Raw genomic sequence first — 26,434 nt, 5'->3', positions numbered from 1 at the left:
TTACTCCAGGGTGCGTTCTTTGGCCGGAAGGAAAGTTTGCAGTTTTTGGTCGATCGCACGCGGGCTTTCGCCACTTTGAATCGCCATCACACCGCGGATCGCGATCTCCATCGTGACCATCTCGTTTCGACTGATCAGTCCCAGCTTTTCCGCGAACGGACTGAAGAAGACGTTGGCGACGATCGCCCCATACAGCGTCGTGATCAGTGCCACCGCCATCCCGGCACCGATACCCGACGGATCACTCATGTCTTGAAGCATCATGATCAGCCCCATCAACGTTCCGATCATCCCGTACGCCGGTGCGAATCGGCCTAACTGGTCCATGATGCTCTTGCCTTCGCGATGGCGTGTTTGCATCGCTTCGACTTCGGTCCGCAAGACTTCTTGAACAACTTCAGGTGTGCTGCCATCGACCGCCATCTGAATGCCGGTCTTCACCAACGGGTGATCGATTTCGGCAATCTGCGACTCTAAAGCCAGCAAGCCATCACGACGCGCCGTTTCAGCCAGCTTGACGATTTGTTCGATCAGCGTCCGGCGGTCTTCGCCCTTATTCAGCAAGACTTTCAACGCGATCATCGGCGATTTCAGCATGCTGCCCAATGGGAAGCAGATCAGCGCGGCGGCGATCGCACCGCCGACCACGACCATCACCGAAGGAATGTCGCAAAAGGCCGACAACGGTGCGGTCCCCAATAACATCGAACCGATGATCAGGCCGATTGCAAGCAACAGGCCAATCAGGCTGGCTATGTCCATGGTTTGTGTCGCAGTGCGTTAGTGAAGGGATCTTGAATGGAAACGGTGGTTCGGGCTTCGCAAAAAGCGTCCGGCATCGTCGCCGGCGGTATCGGTTGGTGGCCTCAAGCCATGTCGGCTGTTTGGAACCCAAGGCCTAGTGCGTTGGCGATGGCATCGGCGTGGGCGCGACGGCCGGCTTCCAAAAATGTTTTTGCTGTTGGTAGTGCACGGCCCGGTCGATGACTTCGTCCATCGTCTCGTTGACCACCAATCGTTCGCCATTGATCAACGTGATGAACGTATCGGGCCGGGTTTCGACGTAGCGGATCAGTTCGGCATTCAAGACGAATGCTTCGCCGTCCAATCGCGTCAGCTTGATCATTTGGAAAGGTCCCCCTGCCCCGATGCGGAATCTTGGTTCGCGGATTCGTGCAGTAAAAGCTAGGACACGACGCACGCACACGACGGCGGTTGCAAAAAAGAAACGGCTGACGCTGCAGGAGCGTCAGCCGTTTGGCGGCGTCATCATCGGTACATTGGTCGCAATCGATAGGACCCGAACCTGCCGAGGGCATTGGGCATGGTCACAGTCGCACGGGGCGGTACAAATCCAGGTCACCACGTCCGGCAAGAATCGCATAAATCTGAACGATGCGTCGCCGCTGGGCCAATAAGGCATCACCGGCGGACGCCTGGTCGTCTGGATCAATCGCAAACCAATACTCGGTGGGCAACGCAAACGTCACCGGCAGTTCCCCCGCGTCTGGGGTCACGATCACCGCTTCGCATTTCGTGGTCGTGCCGTCGGCGAACGTCACCAGGAAATCCGGGGGCAACTGATCGGCGTCAACGATTTCTAAATCTTCGGAGACGGGTTCTTCCTCCGGATCGGGTTCCACGGGAACCTGATCGATCGATTCGACGGCCGAGATCACCAGCCGGTCACGCAACAGATCGGTTTCGGTCAGCGCGGTCAAAAAATCATCGATCCATGCCGACGCGGTGGTCGGCAACGTGATGTCCAATTCTTCCGACCTTTGGGCACGTAGCGCCGATTTGGCCAACGGTGACAGACATTGCTCCGGTGCAACGGGAAGTTCGTCATCGATGGACGATCGCCAAAGACCGGCAATCCCATGGGAATCGCCCAGGGTGACATCGTAGCCCAGGAAGCGTCCATACAACGCCGCTTCGATCCCGGTCGGTCCCGCACCCAAGACGACAATCGTTCCCGGTGGATCCAGTGTCATGGATTCATCATCGATCGGATCAATTTCGGTCATCAGTGGGTGGATACCTAGAAGCGTGTGATGGGTAGGGGGATTAAACCGTGTTGGCCAACTGTTTGCCGACCCGAAAGTCGGCCACATCCAACATTGGCGTCTTGGACTGGACAATGTCGGCGACCAACTCGGCGGTACCGAAAGCCAAATGGATCCCGCTGCGAAAATGCCCCGTCGCAACCAGAACGTGTTTCGATCCCGGCAAGGGACCGATCATTGGGAAGCCGTCAAAGGTAAGCGGACGCAGCCCCGACCAAGTTCGTTCGATCTGTGCGTTCTGCAGCGGAGGGCACAGGTTATACGCAAACTGTGTCAATTGATCGATCGCCCGATCGGTGGTCGACAGATCAAATCCCACTTCTTCTTCGCATGATCCGACCAGCGTTCGTCCGTCGTCGCGACATAGCAGATAGCGATGCCCGATGTTGACGACGGAACTTAACAACGGCTGTCGCGTTCGCATCAGCACAATTTGTCCGCGGACCGGCACGACGCTGTTGCGCAGTCGATGGTCCGGCAGCAAGCGCCCGGCCCAGGCGCCGTTGCAGACGATCACTTTGTCGGCCGTGATGGTTTCATCGTCGGCCAGGTGCACCTTGCCCGTTTCCGGATCGATTTGGTCGACCGCACAGAACTCTCGCAGTTCGACACCAGACGATTCACAGGCTGATCGCAGCGCCTTCAACAATCGGGGCGGACGAATCTGTTCCTCCCCAGGCGCGAACCAGACGCCGGCATCGGGATGTCGTGTGCACCAGTCGGACAGTGCCGGTTGCCGCATGGACAATTCGTCAGGGGTGATCCGCCGGCATTCGATCTGCATTTCTTGCCAGTAATCGGCCGTGCCGATCATCGCCGCTTTTTCGCCAGCGGTGTCGGCCAAGTAGTAGCCTCCACACCGACGGTACCCACAGTCAATGCCGGTGACCTTTTGCAACCGATCGCACCACGGTGCGATGCGACGGTGACTGAACCCCCGCAAGCGGTCCAGCGGGTCGACGGCAGTGTCGAACTGATTGGGCGGAAGAATTCCGCCTGCGGCCCAAGACGTCCCCTGGCCGATCGCACCTTGATCTAACACGGACACCCTTAGCCCGCGGTTTGCCAATTCCCATGCGACCGAAAGCCCGATCACACCGCCGCCGATGATCAGATGATGTGGCGAAAGAAGCTGTCGATGGTTCGAATCGTTCACGGCAAAAGGGCTCGATCGATGAAGTAGCAAAACAAAAAGATTCTTCCGCGGACGGGGCGGCGGCCAGTTTCAATGACGTGATCATCCGGGGGAATCAACCGCGGGACCTGACGCCATGCAAACGACTGTCCAGCCACAAAATAAAAGCGGGGATCACACGGGGGGATGCGGCGGCAACAGCTGATCCAAGCGTTGACGTAATCCATGCAACTCCGTTCGCTTGGTGGTCCGCAATTGATCACGCAGCCGATTCAAATCTTCGATCGTGTCGACGTCGTCCTTCAATTCCAACATGCCGATCGCCAGTCCGTTTTGGTTCGCGTTTCGAAGCGTCAGGGACAGGACCTTGTCGCTGCTCCAGGGGATGTTGGCAAACAAGGAATCACAGCGTGTCAGTGCTTCGGTGCGGATGCCCAACAGGTAATAGCCGCCGTCGGATGCCGGACCGATGACCAAGTCGTTTCGACCCAGGTGGTCGATCGCCTTGCGGATGGTGTGATGCGAAACCGTTGGGCAATCTGACCCGATGACCAGCACCGCATCGGACGGGGGTGTGCCGTGGGGCACGCTACGATCGGTGGGCTGTGCTTGATCCGGCCCGCCAGCGGCAGAGGCATCTTTCGGCAAGAACGGTCGGTCTGCGGCGTCGCCCGAATCAAAACCATCGGCAGCCTCGTAAAACCAGTGCCGCATGCGTTCGCCCAAGTCGTCCCCTTGCTGCGTCGTCCAGTCCCACGGGCCGCCGATCGACTGCATCGCCTGGTCCAGCATCGTCGCGGGCGAAAACACGATTGATCGAGACAGATTTGCCAAGCTTTGCTGGTCACTGGGGCGGAATCGAGATCCCAGGCTGTGGCACAAATTTTCAAAAAACGTTTTGTACACGTTGGCGGCCACATCGTCGCCCAAGTCGGAGGCCAGTCGCGTTTTGACGTTTCCAGGCGTCCAGTATTTAGCAAACATTCCCAGACGGATTCGCCCGAGGGTTACCGTGTCGGATGTCGGCGCGTCGTCAGGAAAGCTGTCACGGGTCATAGGGTCAGGTGGGTTCGGAGATCGAAGTCGGGGGGGGGCGTGATCAGGATTCCATCCCTCGCATCGCCAAAAACGGACGTTGGCGGCGCCGATCATGAGGGGCCGGGGCACGCGATCCCTGGGGCGGATTTCACCGGCCGGCAAAGTGTGGCGATGAAGCATTTCCGCAAGGTGTGGGGGACGGCGGCGGGCTGCCGTGGGGGACGTCCTGAACAGGGCGTTTTGCAAGCCGGCGTGACCGTTGCAACCGGCTTGCAGGGTGCGACAGGATCGACATTTGTGAACCGGGTATGTGTAATCGACGACCCGTTCGGCTATCGTAAACTTAGCGACGCATCGCAAAGTGTGGTATCTTCCCCGCCAACCGAATATCCATGATGGGGATCGAAGCAAGGCACCCATGCCTGATTTGACGTCAGAACGTTTCGTCGAATTCGTCCGAAAAAGTCATTTGGTGGACGAACCGGCGCTCGACAAACTGCTGGAGAAAGTCCGCGCCCGATGTGGGGGTGATTTGCCCCAGGATCCGCGCAAGCTGGCCACCGTGCTGGAAACCAAGGGCCTGATCACGTCCTGGCACAGCGAAAAATTGCTGGCCGGTAAATACAAGGGATTCTTCCTGGGCAAATACAAACTGCTGGGCCACATCGGCACCGGCGGGATGAGCAGCGTGTATCTGGCCGAGCACGTTCGCATGGCGCACCGGCGTGCGATCAAGGTGTTGCCCAAGAAACGCGTCGACGATTCGTCTTATCTGGCTCGGTTTCAATTGGAAGCCAAAGCGATCGCATCGCTGAACCACCCGAACATCGTTTCGGCGTATGACTTGGATAACGAAGGCGATGTGCACTACATCGTCATGGAATACGTCGATGGGTTGGATCTGCAAGCTTTGGTCAAACGCGATGGCCCACTCAGTTTCGCGGTCGCCGCGGATTTGATTGCTCAGGCCGCCGAGGGTCTGGAACACGCGCATGAAAGCGGTGTGATTCACCGTGATGTCAAACCGGCCAACTTGTTGTTGGATCCAAACGGTCGGGTTCGCCTGTTGGACATGGGCCTGGCTTTGGTCGCCGCACAAGACGAAGAGTCATTGACGGTTGCCAACAACGAAAACGTTTTGGGAACCGCCGACTACCTAGCTCCCGAACAAGCGTTGGACAGCCACGGCGTCGATCATCGTGCGGATATCTACGGGCTAGGCTGTACGCTGTACTTTTTGTTGACCGGTCGACCGCCGTTCAGCGATGGAACGTTGGCGCAGCGAATCGCCAAGCACCAAACGGAAATGCCCGAATCGATCAAGAAGCATCGATCCGATTGCCCCGGCGAACTGGAAGGCATCGTTTGGAAGATGATCCAAAAGGAAGCCAAGTATCGCTATCAAACGGCGGGTGACGTTGCCGAAGCGCTAAAAAAGTTCGCCGCAAGCATTCCCAAAGGTGAACCGGTCCATGCCGGTGGCGGCCCGGGGTTGCACGGCGGTGCCGGTTCTTCCGCGTCCAGGTCCGGCGGTAGTAAAAGGTCTTCCTCATCGGGGACCGGTGACACAGTCACCAACAAGAACGACGATACGTTGACCAGCAGTCGGTCCAAACTGGCCAGCACTGGCGGACTAAGCAGCGGCGACAGCGGGCGTTTGGTCGACATCAAACCCAAGATCGCGCCGTCGGATTTGATGGACGGCAGCTTTCTGGATTTGGAAATCGAATCCGGTTACCGCGGCGGCAGCAAGATCCTGGAACAAAAGGGCAATCGCCCTCAGGGCAGCAGCATTGTTCGCCGCTCACGCCCGGACAGCGATCTGCGTTCGATCACCGAAGCGGCCCGTCGATCCGTTGCCACACGACAAGAAAATTCGTCGGTCGGAAAGTCGGGACGCAAACGCTCGGGCAACGCCAAACAACGCACCGGAATGGATCCATTGTTGTTTGGAACTCTTCTGGCGACATTGTTCGCCGTTGCCCTGGTGATCGGATACGTGTTGGCTAGGACGCTGAACTAATGACCGTGGTCTTGTCACGGCCCTACGAATTTATCCCTCCGCACCGGGGGGACCGATGGCCAAGCTTCATCCAAGCGTTTCGGTTGATCGATTGGCACCTGCGTCGCAAGGAAGGTGTGGTCGAACACGAGTGCCGCAACTTGGACGCGTTTCGTGAGGTGTTGGACAGTCGTCAAAGCATTTTGTTGACGCCCAACCATTGTCGCTATGCGGACCCCATTGTGCTGGGCTGGCCGGCGCGCGTGGTCAAGACTCATTTGTACGCCATGGCGTCCTGGCACTTGTTCAACACGACGTCGTTCGAGTCTTTTGCGCTGCGTCGCATGGGGGCGTTCAGCATCAATCGCGAAGGCAATGACAAACAGGCGGTCGATAAAGCCATTGAATACTTGGTCGAAGCTAAGCGGCCCTTGGTGGTGTTCCCCGAAGGCACGACCAATAGAACCAACGATCAATTAAAACCGCTTCTCGATGGTGTCGCGTTCATTGCACGGCGGGCGGCCAAGAAACGTCAAAAACAGGATGGCGGCAATGTCGTCGCGTTGCCCGTTGCACTGAAGTATCTGTGCTTGGACGACATCGAATCTTGGGCAGATCACCAGCTGGGACGATTGGAATCACAGTTGGGATGGCGCCAGACCGGACGTCGCGACATCATTGGACGAACGATGCGTCTGGTGGAAGGCATGCTGGCCCTAAAGGAAATCGAATACACCGGAACATCCGCGTCCGGGCCGTTGCCCGAACGCCGCGATCGTTTGATGCATTTCTTGCTGAACGATGCGGAAGCGAAAATGGAGATGACGTCGCCGTCCGCATCCGACGTGCGAGAACGTGTTCGCAAGATTCGCAGTCGCGTGGTCGGACACTATTTTTCCCTGTCCGAATCCGAGATGCAGTCACAGCGACCGTCCTTGTTGGAGATTGCCGAAGAAGCGGATTTTGCACAAAACTTGTTGTCGTTTCCCGATTGCTATTTGTCGCCCGGCGAAATCACTGACACGCGGATCTTGGAAACGATCCAGCGGATCCAAGAGTCCATTTACGGCAAAGCCGACCAAACGATGCGTTTGAAGGTGATCGTGGAGTTTGCCGATGCGATCGAAGTGTCCGACCAGCGTCCGCCTCGTGGTGAGGCCGATCCCCTGTTGGAATCCATCCGCACCAGCCTGTCGGGCATGTTGGATCGTCTTTCCGGGGAAGCACGTTTGATTGGCTAAAGCCCAGCACCGGCGCTGCGACGATTCTGCATGTTGAATTTGATCCTGCTATCCTGGTTCGGATGAGCAGACTATCTAGAAATTCGACCGATCAATGGTGCGGTGGACAGCTGTTTCTGTGTCTGGTCCTGGCCACGTTTGGCTGCTTTTCAGCTGGACAAGTGCAGGCATCGGATGATTCACGCGCCGACTTTTTCGAATCCAAAGTGCGACCTTTGCTGATCAGCAAGTGTCATGCGTGTCATAGCGCGGCCAACGATGATCCCGCCGCCGGGTTGATGTTGGATTCCGCCGACGCGATCGAAGAATCGGGTGTGGTCATTGCCGGACAGGCCGACGACAGCTTGCTGATCGAAGCGGTGTCCTATGAAAGTGGTTTGGACATGCCGCCGGACCAACCGCTCAGCGACAAAGAACGGGCGGTGTTGCGCAAATGGATCGACGATGGCGCTTTCTTTCCAGACACCAAACCGGTCTCCGGTTTCGATCTGGCTGGACGTCGCGACAGCCACTGGGCGTGGCAACCGGTCAATCCGCCTGAAATTCCTGCCACCGGCACTACCGCTAGCGATCCAATCGATGCGTTTGTGCAAAAGTCGAACGGACCGCATGACGGCGTCGATCGGGCAACCTGGCTACGCCGTGTGACGTTTGCATTGACCGGATTGCCGCCGACACCGGACCAACTGAAAGAATTCTTGGCCGATCAGCGACCCGATGCAAAGTATCGCTGGGTGAATCGACAGATGGCCGATCCCGAATTCGGTGTGCGATGGGGCCGGCACTGGATGGACCTTGTGCGATTTGCAGAAACCTATGGTCACGAATTCGATTATCCGATCCCGCACGCGTGGCGATTTCGCGATTGGGTCGTGCGATCGATCAATGATGACGTGCCATTTGATCAGTTTGTGGTCGAACAATTGGCCGGCGACTTGGTGCCGTCGCCAAGACGCGATCCGTTGGATCAAACCGATCTGTCGAAACAGGGCAGCGCGTTCTGGTGGCTGGGCGAAGCGGTACACGCACCGGTGGATGTGAAAGATGACCAGGCGATCCGTGTCGACAATCAAATCGATGTGGCGGGGAAAGCCGTGTTGGGGCTGACCATCGCTTGTGCTCGTTGCCATGACCACAAATTCGATGCGATTTCACAAGCCGATTACTATTCGCTGTCGGGTATTTTGCAATCGACCACACGCAGTATCGGTTGGTTGGATCCAGGCGGTAAAGTTCAACAACGCGTCGACGAATGTCGCCGGTCTTTGGATCAGCTTCAAACGGTTGCGTTTGCGAACCCAGATCTTGTCCGCTTGGATAAAGCAGAAGTGTCCAATCCGCCAGCGGATTTGCCCACCGATGCGGAGCTTGTTTTTGATCTGACCCAAGGCTGGCCCGACGGTTGCACCACCGAAGGCTGGGCGTTTGAGCCGTTTGAAACCGATGCGATCCCGCCCGCCGTGACGCCGAGCATCGTGCCCGCACCGGACGGCGATCCTGTTGCGATCGAAACTCATCCGGCGACATGGCTGAACAGTCGCGTCGCCGGCATCGAAGCGGCCGGTGTCTGGCGATCACCACCGTTCGTGATCAAACAGCCGCATTTGATTTACCAATTGGCTGGTCAGGATCAATGCGAAATCCGCTTGGTCGTCGACGGCTATTTCATGGGCGACTACCACACGCTGTTGTTCAGTGGAATGCGCATCAAAGTGGATCAGCCGTCCGCTGGCGACGACGGACATTGGGGCTGGCAGGTGCAGGGCGGCGACCTTCACCACTACATCGGTCACACCGCTCATTTGGAAGTCTGGGACCCAGGTCCCGGCTGGATCGGCCTGGCACGTGTGTATCAGTCTGCCGAAGCAAAGAAGCCGGATTCGTCGGTGGCTCCGGTGCAATTGCTTGACGCGAAATCAGTGTTTGCTTCGCAGGCTCGTCCCGACCGTTGGGCAAGTGTTCTGCAAACCGCAAGATCGCGGGTGTATCGTTCCGGAGGCCCACGGGCCGTACCCGTGTTGCAGTCGTCCAAGCTGACCGGACGTGATGTTCCGTTGGCGGTCCGCGGCGACGTTCATCAGCCCGGCGATCCGGTGCCACGCAGTGATTTGACCGCCTTTCGAATTGCTGATGTCCACGAAGATCAGAGTTCGCAAAGCGGGCCGATCGATCGTTTGGAATTGGCTGGGCGCTGGACCGATCCCGCCAATCCATTGACGCCACGGGTGGCCGTCAACCGCTGGTGGCATCACGTGTTTGGGCAAGGCATCGTTGCATCGTGTGATAATTTTGGCGTGCTTGGCCAATTGCCATCCGATCCGGAACTGTTGGATCACTTGGCGGATCGGCTGATGCGCGGTGGTTGGTCACGCAAGCGAATGGTTCGTGATTTTGTTCTGTCCGATTCGTTCGCCGATCCGTCCAGGATTCAGCGTTTGGAAGGCGAGGCCATTCGTGACGCTTTGCTGACGATTTCCGGTCGGCTGGACAGGCAAATTGGTGGCCCCAGCGTTCCCATTCACTTGACCAGTTTTATGACCGGGCGCGGACGACCCAAATCCAGCGGGCCGATCGACGGTCAAGGCCGACGCAGCTTGTTCGTGGAAGTGCGTCGAAACTTTTTGTCACCGTTCATGGCTGCTTTTGACACGCCGGCGCCATCGACCAGTGTTGGAAAACGAAATGTTTCCAATGTCCCCGCCCAGGCATTGGCGATGTTGAACGATCCGATGATCGATGATCTGCTGGATCATTGGACACAAACGCTGCTTGAAAGCGGCCCCGTGGATGATTCATCCGCGACCGGACGGCTGATCGATTCGGTCTACATGCAGGCGTTTGCACGGAAACCAACCGAACAGGAATTCGCCATTGCAGAGCAGTTCCTAATCGAATCGGAATCGGTTGCGGTGGGGCTGCGTGATTTCGTCGACGTGCTGGTCAACACCAAGGAGTTCATCTTTGTTCCCTAAGCAAACCATGACCCGGCTGGCGTTGTCACGTCGCCATTTGCTGCAACGTTCGGCTTGCGGTTTCGGTGCCGTTGCGTTGTCCGCACTTCACCAGGCTGCCGAGGGTGCGAATCGTTCGCATCATGCCGCTAAAGCAAAGCATGTCATCTTTCTTTATATGGATGGCGGGCCCAGTCAGATCGACACCTTTGATCCCAAGCCACGTTTGACGCGGGAAAACGGTCAACCGTTTGGGATGAAGATGGAAAAGACGCAGTTCGACAACAACGGAACGACGTTGGGCAGTCCATGGAAGTTTTCACAGCACGGTGAAAGTGGACTGCCGATCAGCGAACTGTTTCCAAATGTCGCCAAGCATGCTGATCGGCTGTGCGTCATCCGCAGTATGACCAGCGAATTCAGCGAACACACCAGTGCCAACTATTTCTTGCACAGCGGGCTGGGCCAAGTCGGACGTCCCAGCATGGGTGCTTGGGTTACGTACGGCTTGGGCAGCGAAAGTGATGATTTGCCGGGCTTCGTGGTGCTGAACGGCGGTCTGACGCCGCCGGGTGGTCTGGATAATTTCAGCAGCGGTTTCTTACCCGCCAATCATCAGGCTTCGGTGTTCGCATCCGGCCCCATGCCGGTGGCCAATTTGGTGTCGGACGATGCCGTCGATCGGGCAACGCGAAAGCGACATTTGTTAGGCCAGCTGGATCAATCGTTGTCCGAACGTTGGGGGCGACCCGATCCGGTGGAGGCCGCCATTCGGAATTACGAGCTTGCATTTCGTATGCAATCGGCGGTTCCCGAACTGGCCGACCTGTCGGGCGAATCACAGCATGTTCGGGACGCTTATGGCGTTGACGATTCATTCAAGCCCAAGGCGATCTACGCACGACAGTGTTTGCTCGCACGGCGGTTGATCCAACGCGGCGTTCGGTTCATCGAATTGACCTGTCCCAGCGTGTCGGGGAATGACCGCTGGGATCAACACAAACGTTTACGCAAAGGGCACGAAGAAAACTCGTTGGCCGTCGACCAACCCATCGCGGCCTTGCTGGCGGATCTGGACGAACACGGATTGTTGGACGAAACGTTGGTGGTGTTTGCGGGGGAATTTGGCCGAACGCCCTTTGCCCAAGGTGACGACGGTCGCGACCACAACCCGTTTGGGTTTAGCATCTGGATGGCCGGGGGCGGCGTGCGTGGTGGCACGGTTTATGGCGCAACAGATGAATATGGCTACCACGCTGTGGAAAATCCGCTGATGATCCACGATCTGCATGCGATGATGCTGCATCAGTTGGGGATTGACCACCGACGCTTGACGTTTCGATTCGGTGGTCGCGACATGCGTTTGACCGATGTCCATGGAACGATTGTTCCGGAAATCGTCGGCTGACTTCGGTCGCACCGCCATGATGTCGATCTGGTTTAAAATAGACTCTTGGCCGTCGGTCATCGATGACCTGATTGATTTTGACACCGGATTACCGGAATGGAGGTGCCCCATGACCGAGCCACTGACGACGTTCAACGTGTCCCATGTTGATGAGGTCACCGTCATTTTTCTCAAACCGCTTGATTTTCTGCAGCGAGAGGTCATCACGCGGACACAGGAGGAATTGCTGGAATTTTTGAAACAGCAAGGTCCGCAGAAACTGGTGATCAATTTCAAAGACGTCGCAGGGATTTCCTCTGAATTCATTGGCACTCTGCTGCGTGCCCGCGATTACGTGATGGCGGTCGACGGGCAAATGCGTCTGTCGAACATGAATGACAACATTCATACCGCGTTTTGTGTCACCAATTTGAAAGACCGAATCTTTCCCATCGATGCCACGATGCCGAGGGCGATTGATGCGTTGCACGGCATCGAATCGTCGTGAAAGCGGACTCGCTTGCGGGGAAAATTTTTTCGGCTCAGAAGACGGTGCCTAGCGAGTCTGCGGAGACGAAGGCTCGGTGGCGTGTCGTTTTGGCGATTCGGATGGGTGAAAATTGAACGGTGTGTGCCGCTGGAGCACGGTATTGCCTGCAACGTGGGGGCGTGCGGGTTAGACTTGCGGTCATGGATCCGTTGCCCTACAGCCGAAACGATCGTGATTCCATTGCGATCTTACTTGTTGAAGACTGCGCGACCGATCGAACGTTGGCGACTTTGTGCCTGGAAAATGGCCTGGGCGAAGGTCTGGAACTGTACACCGCCGACACGCTGCAGTCCGCGATGGATCGGATTGCCCAATCGCGTCTGGATTTGATTCTGTTGGATTTGCACCTGCCCGACAGCGAGGGCCTGGACACGCTGCGGCATGTCCTGCGGGGCGACCCCGATGCGACCGTGGTTGTGATCAGTGGCGAATCCGAAGAATCCTCGGCCGTTTCCGCGGTACGTCTGGGCGCCCAGGACTTCATCGTCAAAGGCACGCAGCTAACCGACCGCCATTTGATTCGATCCATTCGTTTGGCGATGGAGCGGGCCGCACATCGGTCGATGGAGGCGGAGTTGTTGGAGATCCGCCATCAGATGCACATGGCGCATCAAATCCAGAAACGCTTGTTGCCCGGCCGGCTTTTCGGTTGCACGAAATACTCCATGGCGGGTGCATGTCAGCCGGCCAGTGAGAACGGCGGCGATTATTTCGATTTCATGCGATTGCCCAATGGTTCCAGTTGCGTGGTGATCGGTGACGTCAGTGGACACGGCATCGGGCCGTCGATGGTCATGATTGAAACGCGGGCATCCATCCGTGCTTTGGTCATGACGGGGATGGAGATCGGCGAAGTGTTGACCGAGGTGAATCGGCTGTTGATCAACGATTTGAAACACAACGCGTTTGTGACGTTGTTCATGGTGCATCTGGATCCGACCGGACGCCGGTGCGCGTATAGCAGCGCCGGACATCCCGGGTACCTGGTCCGCAATGATGGGGCATCGTTGGTGTTGTCGTCACCCAATCCGCCTTTGGGGATTGTTTCGGACGAACGCTATTTGTCGATGAACCTGGACGATCTTCGGGGGGACGATCTGCTGGTGATGTTCACCGACGGCATTACCGAGGCCACTCGTGACCACGAGACGTTCCTAGGCGTCGCTCCGGTGCTGAAGACGGTCGTTGCGAATCGGCACCGATCCGCCGACTATGTCGTGGACCAAGTGTTTGACTTGGCGGCGCGGGTGGAACCGGAATCGTGTCAGCACGATGATCGAACGGCGGTGGTCATCAAGCGTTTGGCCGACGCCGTTCCCCGTCCACATTTCCAAAGCCCCGCGGATTCAATCCACAGCCATTATCGGATGCCTCCGCCGCCGCACTAGGCAGGCGGACAGGAGTTCGGCGGCATAGGGCAACCCGACGCGTTCGCGAGGAACCGCGTTCAGTCGTCGTTTTCACCTGACGTGTCCGAACCGTTTTGGTCGCATCGTTTGATCATGGTCAGTTCGTTGCCCACGTCGTTGTGGCTGACCGAATCCATGAAGGCGTTGATCAGCAACAGGCCACGGCCGCTGACATTCTCCAAGTTGGCCGGATCAGTCGGGTCTGGAAGGGAAGCAACATCAAAGCCGTTGCCTTCATCGCGAATCACAAAGCGTACCGATTCTTTGTCGGCGGCCATTTCTACACGAACACGACGGTCACAGAACGGAGCCTCCTTGGTGCGACGATCGATCATTTCGCGATAGGCTTCGCCGTCTTCCAACTCCCGTAGCTTGGACGAAACTTCCAGGTTGCCGTGGATCATCGCGTTCAGCAACGCTTCGTCCAATGCCATGCTGATCTGCATGCGGCTGCCTTCGTCGAACAGGTCCAATTCGATCAGCGGTTGTTCCAACCGGGCGATGACACCGGGGACCAAGGTTTCATCGTTGCGAAGGCTAAGGCTGACCGACGCGGACGTGACATAGTCGCTGACGTCGCTGCGGCCGGTTTCCGATTCGGCCAGCTGCAAGACTTGTCGCAGGGTGGGCAACAAGTCGCTGTTCATCGACCGTTTGGGGACGTAACTGGCGGCGCCTTTTCGCAGTGCCTGGGCGGCGATGTCTTCACTGCCCTGCCCTGTTGTCAGGATGACGGGGACCGAGGGGGCTGCCTGCTTGATGGCTTCGGTCAATTCCAAGCCATCCATTTCCGGCATCTGCAAGTCGGTCAGGACCAGGTCGGGCGGCGATTGCATGACGATGACCAAAGCTTCCTGGCCGTTGCCACAACTTTCGACTTCCAAGTCAGGCTCTTGTTCCAGGACGCCCCGAAGCAGCAACTGCTGCGTCGGGCTGTCATCGACAACCAAGATCTTGAATACGCGGGGCATGATGAGAAAAGACCAGGGGGCAAGTCGAACGTTCCGCCGGACGACCGACGCATCCTAGCGTCATGACGGTTGGGCGTCACGGATTCACGGGAAATTCGCGATTGCCGACCTGTCCCGCGAACGCCATGCCAACAACTTTGTGCGATGGGAATCATGCCCACCATCCGCCGGGGTGACCAAATGCCACGTCGGCTGTGGTCACAGTTTATGATGAATGGAGGGCCCTATGTTGAACCCACGAGACTCGCGGAGGTACCCGCGTGGATGATTCCCGCCCCCTTGATGCGTCCGATACGCCTGACGTTCCTGCCGATTCCCAGGCGACGCGACAATCGGAATCGTCCATCGATGTTTCGGACTCACGTTCCGGTGATCCGTCAACGATTCACGAAATCGAGCGTTTGGAAACGGCGTTACGTGAATCGGATGCCGTTTACCGGTCGTTGGTCGAAAGTTTGCCGCTTAGCGTCATTCGCAAAGGCATGGACGGGCGAATCAAGTACGTCAACAAGCGTGCCAGTGAACAGATCGGACGTCCTGCCGCCGAATTGGTCGGTAAGACGGATTTTGATTTGTATCCGGCGGATCTGGCAAAGAAGTATGTCGCCGATGATTTGCAGGTCATCGAATCTGGAAAGCTGCGGCACGATATCGAAAGGCACCAGTCGGGAAGCGACGACCAGACCTACGTCGAAGTATGGAAAGCACCGGTCCGCGATGCGGCCGGCACCGTGGTGGGCGTCCAGGCCATGTTTTGGGATGTCAGCCGGCAGAAGGATGCCGAGCAACAGATCGAGTACGAAAAGTACTTGCTGGGCACCCTGTTGGACACCGTGCCGGACTCGGTCTATTTCAAAGACAGCGATAGCCGGTTCATTCGGCTAAGCCGCAGTTGCGCGAACAAGTTGGGGGTCGATGATCCCGAAGATGCGTTGGGGAAATCTGATGCGGACTTCTTTGCATCGGAGCACGCACAAAAGGCACTGGCGGACGAACGGCAGATCATGCAAACCGGCCAGCCCGTCCTGGCCGACATCGAACACGAAACGTATCCCGATGGAACCGAATCTTGGTGCAGCACGACCAAGGTGCCGCTGCGCGACAAGCAAGACAACGTGGTTGGTACCTTCGGGATTTCACGTGATGTGACCGAGCAAATCCTGGCCGAACAAGAATTGGCCAGGGAACGTGACCTGTTGAAAACCATCATCGATAACGTTCCTGATCTGATCTACGTCAAGGATCGGTTTGGCAGGTTCGTCACCGCCAACGCGGCGCTGGTGCGGATGCTTGGCGTTGATTCGGTGGACGACTTGATCGGTAAAACCGACTACGATTTTTCGCCGCCTGATCTAGCGTGCAATTATGTCACCGATGACCAGAACGTGATGCGCTCCGGGCGTCCGCTGTTGGATCGTGAAGAATCCCATCGTCGCCCCGACGGCAGCGAGATCTGTTTGCTGACGACCAAGGTGCCACTGTTCCCGGCCACCCAGGATGAACAACCGTCCGACGAAGCCGTCGGAGTTGTCGGCATCGGCCACGACATCACGCGTCGAAAGAAGATCGACCGCGAGATCCTGGAAGCCAAAGAATCAGCGGACCAGGCCAATCGGGCGAAAAGTGATTTTCTGGCAAACATGAGCCACGAGATCCGCACGCCTTTGAACGCCATCATCGGCATGACGGACTTGGTGCTGGACACCAAGTTGGACACAACGCAGCGAAATTTCTTGTCCATGGTTCAGGAGGCCGGTGAATCCCTGTTGTCGATCCTGAACGACATCTTGGACTTTTCGAAAATCGAAGCGGGCAAGCTGGAATTCGAAGAAGCGACCTTCGATCTGCGTGAAAGCTTGGGCGATACCATGAAATCGCTCGGCTTGAAGGCACACGCAAAGAACTTGGAGTTGGCCTTCCGCGTCGATCCAGAAGTGCCGCGATTTGTCGTGGGGGATTCCACCCGATTGCGACAGGTTTTGGTCAATCTGGTCGGCAATGCGATCAAGTTCACCGAGGCCGGTGAAGTCGTTGCCGAAGTTCGTCTGTTGTCGCAAAACGAAGACGAAGTGTGGTTGTCGGTCAGCGTTCGTGATACCGGAATCGGTATACCGGCGGAGAAGACTCAGTCGATTTTCGATGAATTTGAACAGGCCGATACGTCGACCACACGACGTTTCGGTGGTACCGGATTGGGCTTGGCAATTTCATCGCAGTTGGTACGCCTGATGGGCGGTGAAATCCAGGTCACGAGCGACGTCGGTGTCGGCAGCGAATTCAACTTTGACATCCGTTTGCGGGCCGCCGACCAAGAGGTGGAAGAACAGCACCGGCGCGGAATGGTCGTTGTCGGTGGGACTCGTGTGTTGGTCGTTGATGACAACCAGACCAATCGCGAAATCCTTTTCGAGATGCTTGGAAATTGGGGCATGTTGCCGATTCTGGCCGAATCGGCGTCACAGGCGATGCAGAAGATCGAATCGGCCGAGCGAGACAGCCAACCGTTTGGGCTGATCATCAGCGACGTCAATATGCCGGAAATGAGTGGCTTTGATTTTATACGCGCACTGCGCAGCAGCGATTTGGCGTGCCGCTTGCCCGTGATCCTGTTGACCAGCGGCGGACGCGAAGGAGATCGCGATCTGGGCAGGCAATTGGGAGTCGAGGAACGATTGCTGAAGCCGGTGAAACAATCGGAGCTGTTCGATTCAATTGTCCGCACGCTGGGTATTTCAGCACCGGAAGATGCTGCCACACTGGCGACGCAACCGCACAACCCACCGGAACAGACCCTTAAGATCTTGTTGGTCGAAGACAACGAAATCAATCGCCGATTGGCGGTCGGTGTGTTGTCGGCTGATGGGCACCAAGTTGATGTCGCGCACGACGGTCAACAGGCCGTGGAGCGTTTGGAAAGTGAAGCCTTTGACGTCGTGTTGATGGATGTGCAAATGCCGGTCATGGACGGTTTGGAAGCGACGCGACAGATACGTCAGCGTGAGCAATCAACGGGACTTCACCAACCGATCATTGCCATGACCGCTCATGCGATGAAGGGGGACCGAGATCGCTGTTTAGAAGCCGGTATGGATGACTACCTGGCCAAACCGATTCGCGTGTCCGAATTGCGAACAAAACTGTCGAAAACCATTGAGCAACCAAATGGTTCCGAAGGTACTGGTGCGGCGTCCGATGCATCGGAGTCGTCCGGCGAAGTTGAAGACAAGAGACAATCGGCGGCAAGTTCAGAAGAGTCAGGCGGTCAGCATGTGGACGCAGACGAAGCGCTGTCCCCGCCCAATGTCGATCCCGATCGTGGTCCGTGTTTCGATTGGGAACAAGCCAAACAGACGGTGCGAGGCAACAAAGCGTTGCTGCGTGAGTTGCTGGGCGTTTACATGCGCGAGGCACGCGAACTGGCCGATCAGATGAGTGATGCGACCGAACAACAGCAATGGGACAAGGTTCGACAGGCCGCACATACGCTCAAAGGCGCATCGTTATCGGTCGGAGCGGTTGGAGTTGGAAAGCTGGCCGAACAGATCCAGAATGCTGGCGAGCCGATTGAGCCGGCGCAAATCGAATCGCTGGTCCGCTGTGTCGACCAGGCTCTTACCGAAGCGGACGCTTATCGAAAATCGGACGACGCGGACCAATAGTCGCGGGCATCACGAACTTATGGGGTGGTCGCCAATTCTCGGTGAACACCTTCGATGTGATCTTCGGTGACGCGGACCGCATCATCCGCGTACGCCACCATCAAAGCCAAATCAGCCAACCGGTTAATCCGTCGTGGTATGCCCAGCGAACGAGAATGTAATCGGTCGACGGCCGCCGTGGTGAACACGTCGGGCATTTGGCGACCGACCTGTTGCAATCGATGTTGAACGTAAGACGCGGTTTGATCGGGCGTGAAACGTCGCAGCAGACATTTTTCGCTGACGCGTTCATCCAAGGATGCGTTCTGTTCGATTTGCGTCAGTAGGATGCTTTGACCAACCAACAGCAACGTCAAAGCGGATTCTGCATGGCCGCCACCGGTGGCCAGGTTCAGCAACAGACGCAAGGTTTCCAGTTGCTCGTGACTGTCCAGCAGGTGTGCTTCGTCGACCACCACCAAAGCGTGGCGATCGGCTGCGACGTTTTCATCCAAAAACGATTCCAAACGATGAAGGGTCAATCGATCCGGTTCATCGGGCGGTCCGCACTGACGAGTGATCTTGTCGGTGACGTATCCCAGCAATTGATCGCCGGGCAACTTGGGAAAAACGACCGTCACCAATGGTGCGATGGCTTCGGGCAATTGTGACGCCAGAAGCCGAATCAGCATTGATTTACCGATTCCGCTGTCGCCGCATACCGCGATCGCCGAACGCCGATTTTCGATGGCGTAGCGCATTTTCAGCATCGCGGTCTGGTGCGATTCCGACGGATAGTAACTGTCATCGCCGAAGTTTTCGAACGGGCGACCGGTCAACTTGAAAAACGATTCGTACACCGGAATTAGCCTTCCACAAAGTTTTCGATCACTCCGACGCCGCGGATTCCGCTACGCATCAGCCGACGTGCCAATTCGTTCAAGTCGTCGACGGAAGTGGACCGCATGTCGCGGACAATGAAAGCCGAATCGATCGCTTCAGTTTCCTGACCAACGCCATATCCGGCCGACGCACCATCCAAGATGACCAGATCAAAATGTTGTTTCAGTTCAGCGACGATCGATTCCAGATGCTCGGTTGCGTCTTCGTCAGATTCGTCAACGAAAAGCGGCAGAAACGTGATCTGTTCCTCTCCGCTGAACACCGCAACTTCGTCGGCAGCGATACCGTTCTGGCCGGCTTCCAGCCATCCCAGGTCCAAGTCCAAACGAAGATCGTCCGCCAGCGTCGGATGACGAAGATCGGCGTCAACCAATGCGACTTTCAGACCGGATGCAGACGCGGCCAACGCGATACCCGTTGCGACCGTGCTGCGGCCTTCGCCCGACTGCACGCTGGTGACCAGAGCCGAACGTAGGCCCGAATCAACCGCCTGGGCCAAATGGCGACCAACGGTTTCCAATATGGCGTCTTCAAAGAACAAACGCTCTACCGTTTCGGGAATGTCCAGGCAATCGATTTCCCACGACGGTCGGAAAGCCGAACGGTTCAGCGAAGACGTCGATGAATCTGCCGAAAACGAAAACTCCGGTGTATCGACTGGTTCGGGCGTCGGTTCTGGTGCCGGGGCGTCGCTCAAAGTTTCGGCAATTGTTTCCGGTTCGACCGTAGGCTCTGATTCGACGGTTGCTTCCGGCTCGATCACGCTTGATTGGACCGGTGCCTGATCGGATGCCTCATCGTCGATGGCATGGACATCGCTGGGGATTTTCAGCAACGGCTGCACGTCCAGTGATTCCGCATGTTCGTCCTCTGGCGCCTCGGGCTTCGTGAGTGGTTCGACCGGTTGCGATGCAGATTCGGTCGTTTCCAGTTCGCGAACGAGGTTGCGTTCGATTTGACCTGCCGATGCGTACAGATCGGTGGTGAACGACGCGATGGCGTAGGTGGATTCGAAAGAGAACTCAGCGGGCGCGGATTCTGGTTCGACTTCGGTGGCAATCGATTCAGCGGCGACCGAGGGTGTTTCGTCGGTCGGCGTCGATTCGGCTGATTGGTCAGGCGGCGAAGTAATTCGATTTCGCGGTTCCGATACCTCATTCACCGATGACTCGTCCACCGGTGCCGCGACGGGCGGTTCACCGATCGATCGGCTATGCGGCGGCGGAACGGTTTCTTGGTGGGCACGTTCGGCATGGACGATCCGATCTTCCGACGCGTCGATCCACAAGCTGGTTTGCTCCGCGACCGACCGATTGACTCGGATGGACCGATCCGACGAACGTTTCAACGTGGGAACTTCGACCGGGTTTTCGGCTTGATTCACTTCGGCCGTTTGACGGCGGGCGAACGCTTTGACGAACGCTTGGTCAATATTGCTCATAAGAATCCAAAGGATTTCCGTCGAAGGGTTGAAACGAAAGCTTGTGCAGTGGGCCTCACCGATGCTTCATCGTTCGGCCGGCGGGCTTGTTGATTGAACAGGACTGCTCATCCAACAGACGCGTTTATCGGACGGGGTAAGCGTTGGCGTAGGGATTGACCGCGGTACGTGGGACCGGTTCGGCATCGGACATGTTTGCCCCCGTCACGTCACGATTGACCGAGTCGCCCGTCGCGGGGGCGCCGCTGGACACCGTGCCCAGGTAGTTTTGATACACGGACATCGGGTCATTCGGGGTGGTCGTTGCGGGCGAAGCGGCGTTGGCGGAACCACCGGGCAATGCGGCCTGGTACGGGTTTTCTTGGATCGCGCCCGTCCCCGAGTTGCCCGTGTTGACTGGCAACGCACCAGGCAGATAGCGAGTCCAATCGGAGATCGCGTTTGGGGTGGCCGACGGCGTGGGAGTAGAAGTTCCAGCGGCCGCCCCGCGGATGCCTGCATCGCCGCGATTCGCCGGCGCTGGCGATGCGGATGTGGGTTGCGTGATCATCCCGTCACCGGTCATCGACAGCTGGTCCAGTGCCATGGTGCCATCGTCGTTAGCATTTGGTGAAGCTTGGCGTGCCAACGCCTGGCCCACGGGATCGGACGTGAAATCGCCGGGCGTGTCCGCCGAAAGCTCCAGTTCAACGTCGGTCGACGGTGCGGCGGCGATGGACGATTCAATGGGACGATTGGTCTTGAAGGTCGCGGATTGATCTTGGGATTGGCGACTTGATTGGGTGTCGGCAATGGCGGGGCCTTCCGGAACACCGGTGGAGATTTCTTGGATGTCCGCATCGCCGACGGCGATCAGGTCCAAGTCTTCTTTTTCCAAGTCCTGGGTGCGATGGCCGGCGAAATAGGTGGCCGACGCGAGTGCGACCAAGACAGCTGCAACGACCAGTTTTGCGCCGTATCGTTCGGTCAACGCTCCGATGTTGATCGGCAGAGCCCAACGTTGGCCATCCACCGGTTGGTCCGCGTCGGATTCACCGGCGATGCTTTGCGAGCTTTGTACATCCTTGATAGTTGCTTCGGCGGCGTTTGAATCGCTCCCGTTACCTTCGGTCGATTCCATACGGTCAGCACCGTGTGCCGCGGGAACGTCATCGTGGGGATCGTCGAAACGAATCTGGAAAACGGTTTGCGGGACGTCCGAATCGGTGTCGACCGCTTTGGATGAAGCGTCATCTGCGGTTGTCGGTGCCGGCATTTCCGCGGGATCGGCTTGATTGGAATCCCAATCCTGAAAGCGGTGCTGTTCGCTTGTATCGGCGTCGGTCGCGGGGATCGCCGCGTCGAAACGAACGGTTTCATCCACGCGGTCTTGGTCGCTTAGACGATCGGCTTCCGCCGTTGTGCGGCTGACCAACAGACTGCGAAGCCGGAACAGAACGGGCGGCAGCGGCTCGGCGGTCTGCGTCTTAACCCGATGAAAGTGAACGGAGGGCTGAGAGCCCAACGGTCGCTTCGGGCGGCTGGACGGCGAGGCGGTCATGGATGCATCCTGCAAAAGCTGGCAGCGGCGGCATTTCCCGGTGTCTTGATCGACAAATCGGGGATTGAGGCTTAAAGGAACTGTTCGGGTATGACAGAATTTGCGGAATAGACAAAGCGAAGCGATTCCCACAAGGTGGAAACCGCGCGAACCTGCCCATGCGGCTTGTTTCACAATGCGTGGGTGTGGAAGATGTCCCCAGGATGGATTCCGAGGCAGCCACTGCGATGGCGCCCACCTGTGCCGGACACCCCCTGTCGGGCGGCCGTTTCCTGCGGCCCGTTTGTCCGAGTCTTTGCACGATTTGCAATGACCGGCCAGACTGATTCGTGTTTCACGCCCCAAAAAAATTTGCATTCGATATGCTGCAGTTATCTTCCGCGAAGACTCTCCTGCCCGACTTGGTTCGAGACCGCATCTTGATGCTCGATGGTGCAATGGGCACCATGATTCAGCGGTTGCAGTTGGACGAGGCGGCGGTTCGTGGCGATCGATTCGCCGACCATCACAAAGATCTGAAAAACTTTTCCGATCTGTTGTGTCTGACGCATCCCGACGCGATCACAGATATCCATTTGGCCTATCTGGAAGCCGGCGCGGATATCGTGGAAACCAACTCCTTTGGTGCTTCCCCGGTCGGCATGATCGAATTTGATTTGCCGATCGAATTGGTCGACGAAATCAACCATGCTGCGGTGGCTTGCGCGCGTCGTGCGACGGACCAGTGGAACGAACGTACGCCGGACCGACCGCGTTTTGTGGCCGGTTCAATCGGCCCGACCACGCGTCAAACCGCAATCAGCACACGCGTCGATGATCCCGCACACCGGGACACGACGTTTAATGAGATGCGGGACAGCTATCGCGCCCAAGTCGATTCTCTGATCGATGCGGGGGTCGACATTCTGTTGCCCGAAACCGCGATCGATACGCTGAACTTGAAAGCGTGCTTGTTTGCGATTCGCGATGCGTTCGACAGCGGTGCGCGGATTGTGCCGGTGATGGTGTCGGGCACCTTCGACAAAGGTGGACGAACGTTTGTCTCGGGCCAAAGCGTCGAAGCGTTCGTGACATCGTTGGGACATTTTCCGCTGTTGTCGATCGGGATGAACTGTGCGTTGGGACCCGATGTGATGCGTCCACACGTCGAACAGATGTCACAGGCCACGGGGCTGCCCATTTCCTGTCACCCCAACGCGGGTTTGCCCAACGACATGGGGCAATTTGATTTAGGCCCCAAAGCCATGGCGGACATCGTCGGCGAATATGCCGACAACGGATGGATCAACATCTTGGGTGGATGCTGTGGCACCACCCCGGATCACATCCGCGCGATGTGCGAGCGTGTCCGAACCTGTAAGCCAAAGCAAGAATCGACGGGACCGGTCTGGACACGTTTGTCCGGTCAGTTGCCGATGGTGATGCGTCCGGAAATCCCGTTCACCATGATCGGCGAACGTACCAACGTGACGGGCAGTCGAAAATTCGCACGGCTGATCCGCGACGAAAACTACGACGAAGCGGTCGAAGTGGCTCGCGAGCAGGTGCAAAACGGCGCGACAATCATCGACATCAACTTCGATGACGCCTTGTTGGATGGCGTCGAAGCGATGACCCGCTTTCTGCGTCTGATCTCCGGCGATGATGTCGTGGCCGCGGTCCCGGTGATGGTCGACAGCAGTCGCTGGGAGGTCTTGGAGGCCGGGCTGCAAAACGTCCAAGGCAAGGCCATCGTCAACTCGATCTCTTTGAAGGTCGGTGAAGAAGAATTCTTACGCCAAGCCAAACTGGTTCGTCAGTACGGTGCGGCGGCTGTCGTGATGGCCTTTGACGAACAAGGTCAGGCGGCGGACGAAGAAAGCAAAGTGCGGATCTGCAAACGAGCCTACGACTTGCTGACCCAGCAAGCAGATTTTCCGCCGGAAGACATCATTTTTGACCCCAACATCCTGACGGTGGCGACGGGGATCGAGGAACACAACAACTACGCCGTCGATTTCATCAACGCGGTTCGGCGAATCAAAAAGGAATGTCCCGGAGCGAAAACCAGCGGCGGCGTCAGCAACATCAGCTTCAGTTTCCGTGGCAACGATCGTGTGCGGGAAGCGATGCACAGCGCGTTCTTGTATCACGCCGTTCGTGCAGGACTGGATATGGGCATCGTCAATGCCGGGCAATTGGAGGTCTATGAGGAGATCCCCAAAGACCTGTTGGAGCATGTCGAAGATGTGTTACTGAATCGTCGCCCCGATGCGACCGACCGGATGTTGGAACTTGCCGAAACCGTCAAAGGTAGCGGAAAGAAAAAGGCCGGCGAAGATTTATCCTGGCGTGAAAACGACGTGACCGAACGGATCAAGCATGCATTGATCAAGGGAATCGACAAGTTCATCGTCGAAGACACCGAAGAAGCACGTCAGCAATACGATCGTTGCTTGCAAGTCATCGAGGGCCCCTTGATGGACGGCATGCAGGTCGTCGGCGATCTGTTCGGTGAAGGCAAGATGTTTTTGCCCCAGGTGGTCAAATCTGCGCGGGTGATGAAAAAGGCCGTTGCTTACCTGGAACCTTTCATGGAAGAAGAAAAGGAACAGGCCGGGCAAGCGGAAGCGTCCGACCGCGGTACATTCTTGATCGCGACCGTCAAAGGTGACGTCCACGATATCGGGAAGAACATCGTCGGTGTCGTTCTGCAGTGCAATAACTATCGAGTGATCGACCTGGGCGTGATGGTGGATTCCGACACCATCCTGGACGAAGCGATCAAGCACTCCGCCGACATGATCGGTTTGTCGGGATTGATCACGCCGAGCTTGGACGAAATGGTTCACGTCGCGCGAGAAATGAAACGTCGTCAAATGAACTTGCCCTTGCTGATCGGCGGCGCAACGACCAGTGCCAAACACACCGCGGTGAAGATTGCGCCCGCTTACGACCAACCGGTCATCCATGTCGCCGACGCCAGTCGCAGTGTCGGAGTCGTGGAAAAGCTGATCAGCGATGACATGCACGACGAATTCGTGCAATCCAACAAAAAGCTGCAACAGGAATTGGTCAGCAGCTTTCGCGAACGTCAACAAACGCTGGTCCCCTACCAGACGGCGTTTGAAAAACGATTTGCAACCGACTGGTCCACGGTGCGGATTGATCAACCGGATTTCACCGGTGTGAAGGTGTTGGATGATTTCCCGTTGGCCACGTTACGAGAATTCATCGACTGGTCGCCCTATTTTCAAACTTGGGAATTGAAAGGGAAATATCCCAAAATCTTGAAAGACGAAACGGTCGGCGAGATCGCCTGCGAGGTCTTTGAAAAGGCCAATGCGATGCTGGATCGTGTCATCGCCGACAAGACGCTGACCGCAAAAGCGGCCTATGCATTTTGGCCGGCGGCCAGCGACGGCGACGACGTGGTGCTATACGAGGACGATGACCGGAAATCTGAAAAAGCACGTTTCCATTTCCTGCGTCAACAATGGGAACGTCGTGGCCAAAACGATTTTCGATCGTTGGCCGACTACGTCGCGCCCGTCGACAGCGGGCGCAAAGATTACATCGGTGGATTCGTCGTGACCGCCGGCATCGGTGCCAACGAATTGGCGATGAAGTTCAAGCAGGAATTGGACGATGAAAGCGCGATCATCGTTCAGGCCGTCGCCGATCGTTTGGCCGAAGCATTCGCCGAATGTTTGCACCACAAGGTGCGTCGTGAATGGGGATACGGTGCCGAGGAAGATCTGTCCAATGACGACCTGATCGCCGAAAAGTATCGCGGTATCCGCCCCGCCGCGGGCTACCCCGCTTGTCCCGATCACACCGAAAAGCGAACACTGTTCGACTTGCTGGACGCCGAAAAGAACACCGGCGTGGAACTGACCAGCAGTTTTGCAATGACACCGGCCGCCAGTGTGTCAGGACTCTACTTTGCCCACCCACAGTCGCGGTACTTTACGGTGGATCGCGTGACTCGTGACCAAGTCGAAAGCTATGCTAAACGCAAAGGCTTGCCACTGGACGAGGTGGAACGCTGGCTCGCGCCGAACTTGGCCTACGATCCGAATGCCTCATAAGCGTTGGATATACCGACGGGTCATGATCATTGGGAAAAGTTTGCCGGTTGGCTGCGGCAAGCTTCGATGATCGGATCGATGCGACCGAAGTT

The 26,434-nt window shown here is 57.2% G+C and carries 17 protein-coding genes; 8 read left to right on the top strand and 9 right to left on the bottom strand.

All coding sequences use genetic code 11. From position 1 onward, the window contains the following. The 5 genes from Mal65_RS21915 to Mal65_RS21895 all read right to left on the bottom strand — a co-directional run bounded on the left by Mal65_RS21915 (window position 1) and on the right by Mal65_RS21895 (window position 4,257). Window positions 1-762 (bottom strand): motility protein A, encoded by a 762-nt coding sequence (locus Mal65_RS21915; RefSeq protein ID WP_145302639.1) that lies wholly within the window; start codon window positions 760-762, stop codon window positions 1-3. A 136-nt stretch (window positions 763-898) separates the two neighbouring features. After that, the gene (locus tag Mal65_RS21910) at window positions 899-1,126 is read right to left on the bottom strand and encodes a flagellar FlbD family protein (protein ID WP_145302636.1); all 228 of its coding nucleotides are present in this window, start codon (window positions 1,124-1,126) and stop codon (window positions 899-901) included. Window positions 1,127-1,328: 202 nt separating this feature from the next. Continuing rightward, window positions 1,329-2,027 carry a hypothetical protein gene (locus Mal65_RS21905; RefSeq protein ID WP_145302633.1) on the bottom strand — a complete coding sequence of 233 codons (699 nt, stop codon included), beginning with the start codon at window positions 2,025-2,027 and terminating at the stop codon, window positions 1,329-1,331. Between the two features lie 40 nt (window positions 2,028-2,067). Then, window positions 2,068-3,222: a glycine oxidase ThiO gene (gene thiO, locus Mal65_RS21900; protein ID WP_196784369.1), complete on the bottom strand. Its 1,155-nt coding sequence runs from the start codon at window positions 3,220-3,222 to the stop codon at window positions 2,068-2,070. Window positions 3,223-3,375: 153 nt separating this feature from the next. Beyond that, on the bottom strand, window positions 3,376-4,257 hold the full coding sequence (locus Mal65_RS21895; protein WP_165701451.1) for a TIGR04282 family arsenosugar biosynthesis glycosyltransferase: 882 nt from the start codon (window positions 4,255-4,257) through the stop codon (window positions 3,376-3,378). Between the two features lie 400 nt (window positions 4,258-4,657). On the opposite strand from Mal65_RS21895, the gene Mal65_RS21890 reads away from it, so the two are divergent. The 6 genes from Mal65_RS21890 (at window position 4,658) to Mal65_RS21865 (ending at window position 13,758) form a co-directional block, all read left to right on the top strand. Beyond that, entirely contained in the window at window positions 4,658-6,262 is a 1,605-nt protein-coding gene (locus Mal65_RS21890; RefSeq protein WP_145302627.1) for a serine/threonine protein kinase, read from the top strand. Continuing rightward, window positions 6,262-7,482 (top strand): lysophospholipid acyltransferase family protein, encoded by a 1,221-nt coding sequence (locus Mal65_RS21885; protein WP_145302625.1) that lies wholly within the window; start codon window positions 6,262-6,264, stop codon window positions 7,480-7,482. Before Mal65_RS21890 ends, Mal65_RS21885 begins: the two co-directional genes overlap by 1 nt. Window positions 7,483-7,544: 62 nt before the next feature. After that, window positions 7,545-10,454 carry a PSD1 and planctomycete cytochrome C domain-containing protein gene (locus tag Mal65_RS21880; protein WP_145302622.1) on the top strand — a complete coding sequence of 970 codons (2,910 nt, stop codon included), beginning with the start codon at window positions 7,545-7,547 and terminating at the stop codon, window positions 10,452-10,454. 7 nt (window positions 10,455-10,461) lie between these two features. Next, window positions 10,462-11,841 carry a DUF1501 domain-containing protein gene (locus Mal65_RS21875; RefSeq protein ID WP_145302619.1) on the top strand — a complete coding sequence of 460 codons (1,380 nt, stop codon included), beginning with the start codon at window positions 10,462-10,464 and terminating at the stop codon, window positions 11,839-11,841. Window positions 11,842-11,950: 109 nt separating this feature from the next. Then, on the top strand, window positions 11,951-12,328 hold the full coding sequence (locus tag Mal65_RS21870; protein ID WP_165701450.1) for an STAS domain-containing protein: 378 nt from the start codon (window positions 11,951-11,953) through the stop codon (window positions 12,326-12,328). A 182-nt stretch (window positions 12,329-12,510) separates the two neighbouring features. Beyond that, on the top strand, window positions 12,511-13,758 hold the full coding sequence (locus Mal65_RS21865; protein WP_145302613.1) for a PP2C family protein-serine/threonine phosphatase: 1,248 nt from the start codon (window positions 12,511-12,513) through the stop codon (window positions 13,756-13,758). Window positions 13,759-13,817: 59 nt separating this feature from the next. Here the strand turns inward: Mal65_RS21865 and Mal65_RS21860 are convergent, their stop codons facing one another. Next, entirely contained in the window at window positions 13,818-14,750 is a 933-nt protein-coding gene (locus Mal65_RS21860; RefSeq protein ID WP_145302611.1) for an ATP-binding response regulator, read from the bottom strand. A gap of 260 nt (window positions 14,751-15,010) precedes the next feature. On the opposite strand from Mal65_RS21860, the gene Mal65_RS21855 reads away from it, so the two are divergent. Beyond that, window positions 15,011-18,409: a PAS domain-containing hybrid sensor histidine kinase/response regulator gene (locus tag Mal65_RS21855; RefSeq protein WP_145302608.1), complete on the top strand. Its 3,399-nt coding sequence runs from the start codon at window positions 15,011-15,013 to the stop codon at window positions 18,407-18,409. Window positions 18,410-18,426: 17 nt separating this feature from the next. Here the strand turns inward: Mal65_RS21855 and Mal65_RS21850 are convergent, their stop codons facing one another. The 3 genes from Mal65_RS21850 to Mal65_RS21840 form a co-directional block, all read right to left on the bottom strand. After that, window positions 18,427-19,248 carry an ExeA family protein gene (locus Mal65_RS21850; RefSeq protein ID WP_145302605.1) on the bottom strand — a complete coding sequence of 274 codons (822 nt, stop codon included), beginning with the start codon at window positions 19,246-19,248 and terminating at the stop codon, window positions 18,427-18,429. A gap of 5 nt (window positions 19,249-19,253) precedes the next feature. Next, entirely contained in the window at window positions 19,254-20,732 is a 1,479-nt protein-coding gene (locus Mal65_RS21845; protein ID WP_145302602.1) for a tyrosine-protein kinase family protein, read from the bottom strand. 124 nt (window positions 20,733-20,856) lie between these two features. Further along, a complete protein-coding gene (locus Mal65_RS21840; protein WP_145302599.1) occupies window positions 20,857-22,272 on the bottom strand; it encodes a hypothetical protein in 1,416 nt (471 codons plus the stop codon). Between the two features lie 362 nt (window positions 22,273-22,634). On the opposite strand from Mal65_RS21840, the gene metH reads away from it, so the two are divergent. Continuing rightward, the gene (metH, locus tag Mal65_RS21835; RefSeq protein ID WP_145302596.1) at window positions 22,635-26,342 is read left to right on the top strand and encodes a methionine synthase; all 3,708 of its coding nucleotides are present in this window, start codon (window positions 22,635-22,637) and stop codon (window positions 26,340-26,342) included. Window positions 26,343-26,434: the final 92 nt, after the last annotated feature.

It is taken from the genome of Crateriforma conspicua (assembly GCF_007752935.1).
GTDB classification, from domain to species: Bacteria; Planctomycetota; Planctomycetia; order Pirellulales; family Pirellulaceae; genus Crateriforma; species Crateriforma conspicua.
Note: the sequence above shows the minus strand (reverse complement) of the source record. Positions and strands in the feature narration are given on the sequence as shown.

Bases quoted from the DNA above. Each gene is read 5' to 3' on its own strand.
- Mal65_RS21915 (WP_145302639.1), bottom strand. From the start codon at position 762: ATGGACATAGCCAGCCTGATTGGCCTGTTGCTTGCAATCGGCCTGATC.
- Mal65_RS21910 (WP_145302636.1), bottom strand. From the start codon at position 1,126: ATGATCAAGCTGACGCGATTGGACGGCGAAGCATTCGTCTTGAATGCC.
- Mal65_RS21905 (WP_145302633.1), bottom strand. From the start codon at position 2,027: ATGACCGAAATTGATCCGATCGATGATGAATCCATGACACTGGATCCA.
- Mal65_RS21895 (WP_165701451.1), bottom strand. From the start codon at position 4,257: ATGACCCGTGACAGCTTTCCTGACGACGCGCCGACATCCGACACGGTA.
- Mal65_RS21890 (WP_145302627.1), top strand. From the start codon at position 4,658: ATGCCTGATTTGACGTCAGAACGTTTCGTCGAATTCGTCCGAAAAAGT.
- Mal65_RS21885 (WP_145302625.1), top strand. From the start codon at position 6,262: ATGACCGTGGTCTTGTCACGGCCCTACGAATTTATCCCTCCGCACCGG.
- Mal65_RS21880 (WP_145302622.1), top strand. From the start codon at position 7,545: ATGAGCAGACTATCTAGAAATTCGACCGATCAATGGTGCGGTGGACAG.
- Mal65_RS21875 (WP_145302619.1), top strand. From the start codon at position 10,462: ATGACCCGGCTGGCGTTGTCACGTCGCCATTTGCTGCAACGTTCGGCT.
- Mal65_RS21870 (WP_165701450.1), top strand. From the start codon at position 11,951: ATGACCGAGCCACTGACGACGTTCAACGTGTCCCATGTTGATGAGGTC.
- Mal65_RS21865 (WP_145302613.1), top strand. From the start codon at position 12,511: ATGGATCCGTTGCCCTACAGCCGAAACGATCGTGATTCCATTGCGATC.
- Mal65_RS21860 (WP_145302611.1), bottom strand. From the start codon at position 14,750: ATGCCCCGCGTATTCAAGATCTTGGTTGTCGATGACAGCCCGACGCAG.
- Mal65_RS21845 (WP_145302602.1), bottom strand. From the start codon at position 20,732: ATGAGCAATATTGACCAAGCGTTCGTCAAAGCGTTCGCCCGCCGTCAA.
- Mal65_RS21840 (WP_145302599.1), bottom strand. From the start codon at position 22,272: ATGACCGCCTCGCCGTCCAGCCGCCCGAAGCGACCGTTGGGCTCTCAG.
- metH (WP_145302596.1), top strand. From the start codon at position 22,635: ATGCTGCAGTTATCTTCCGCGAAGACTCTCCTGCCCGACTTGGTTCGA.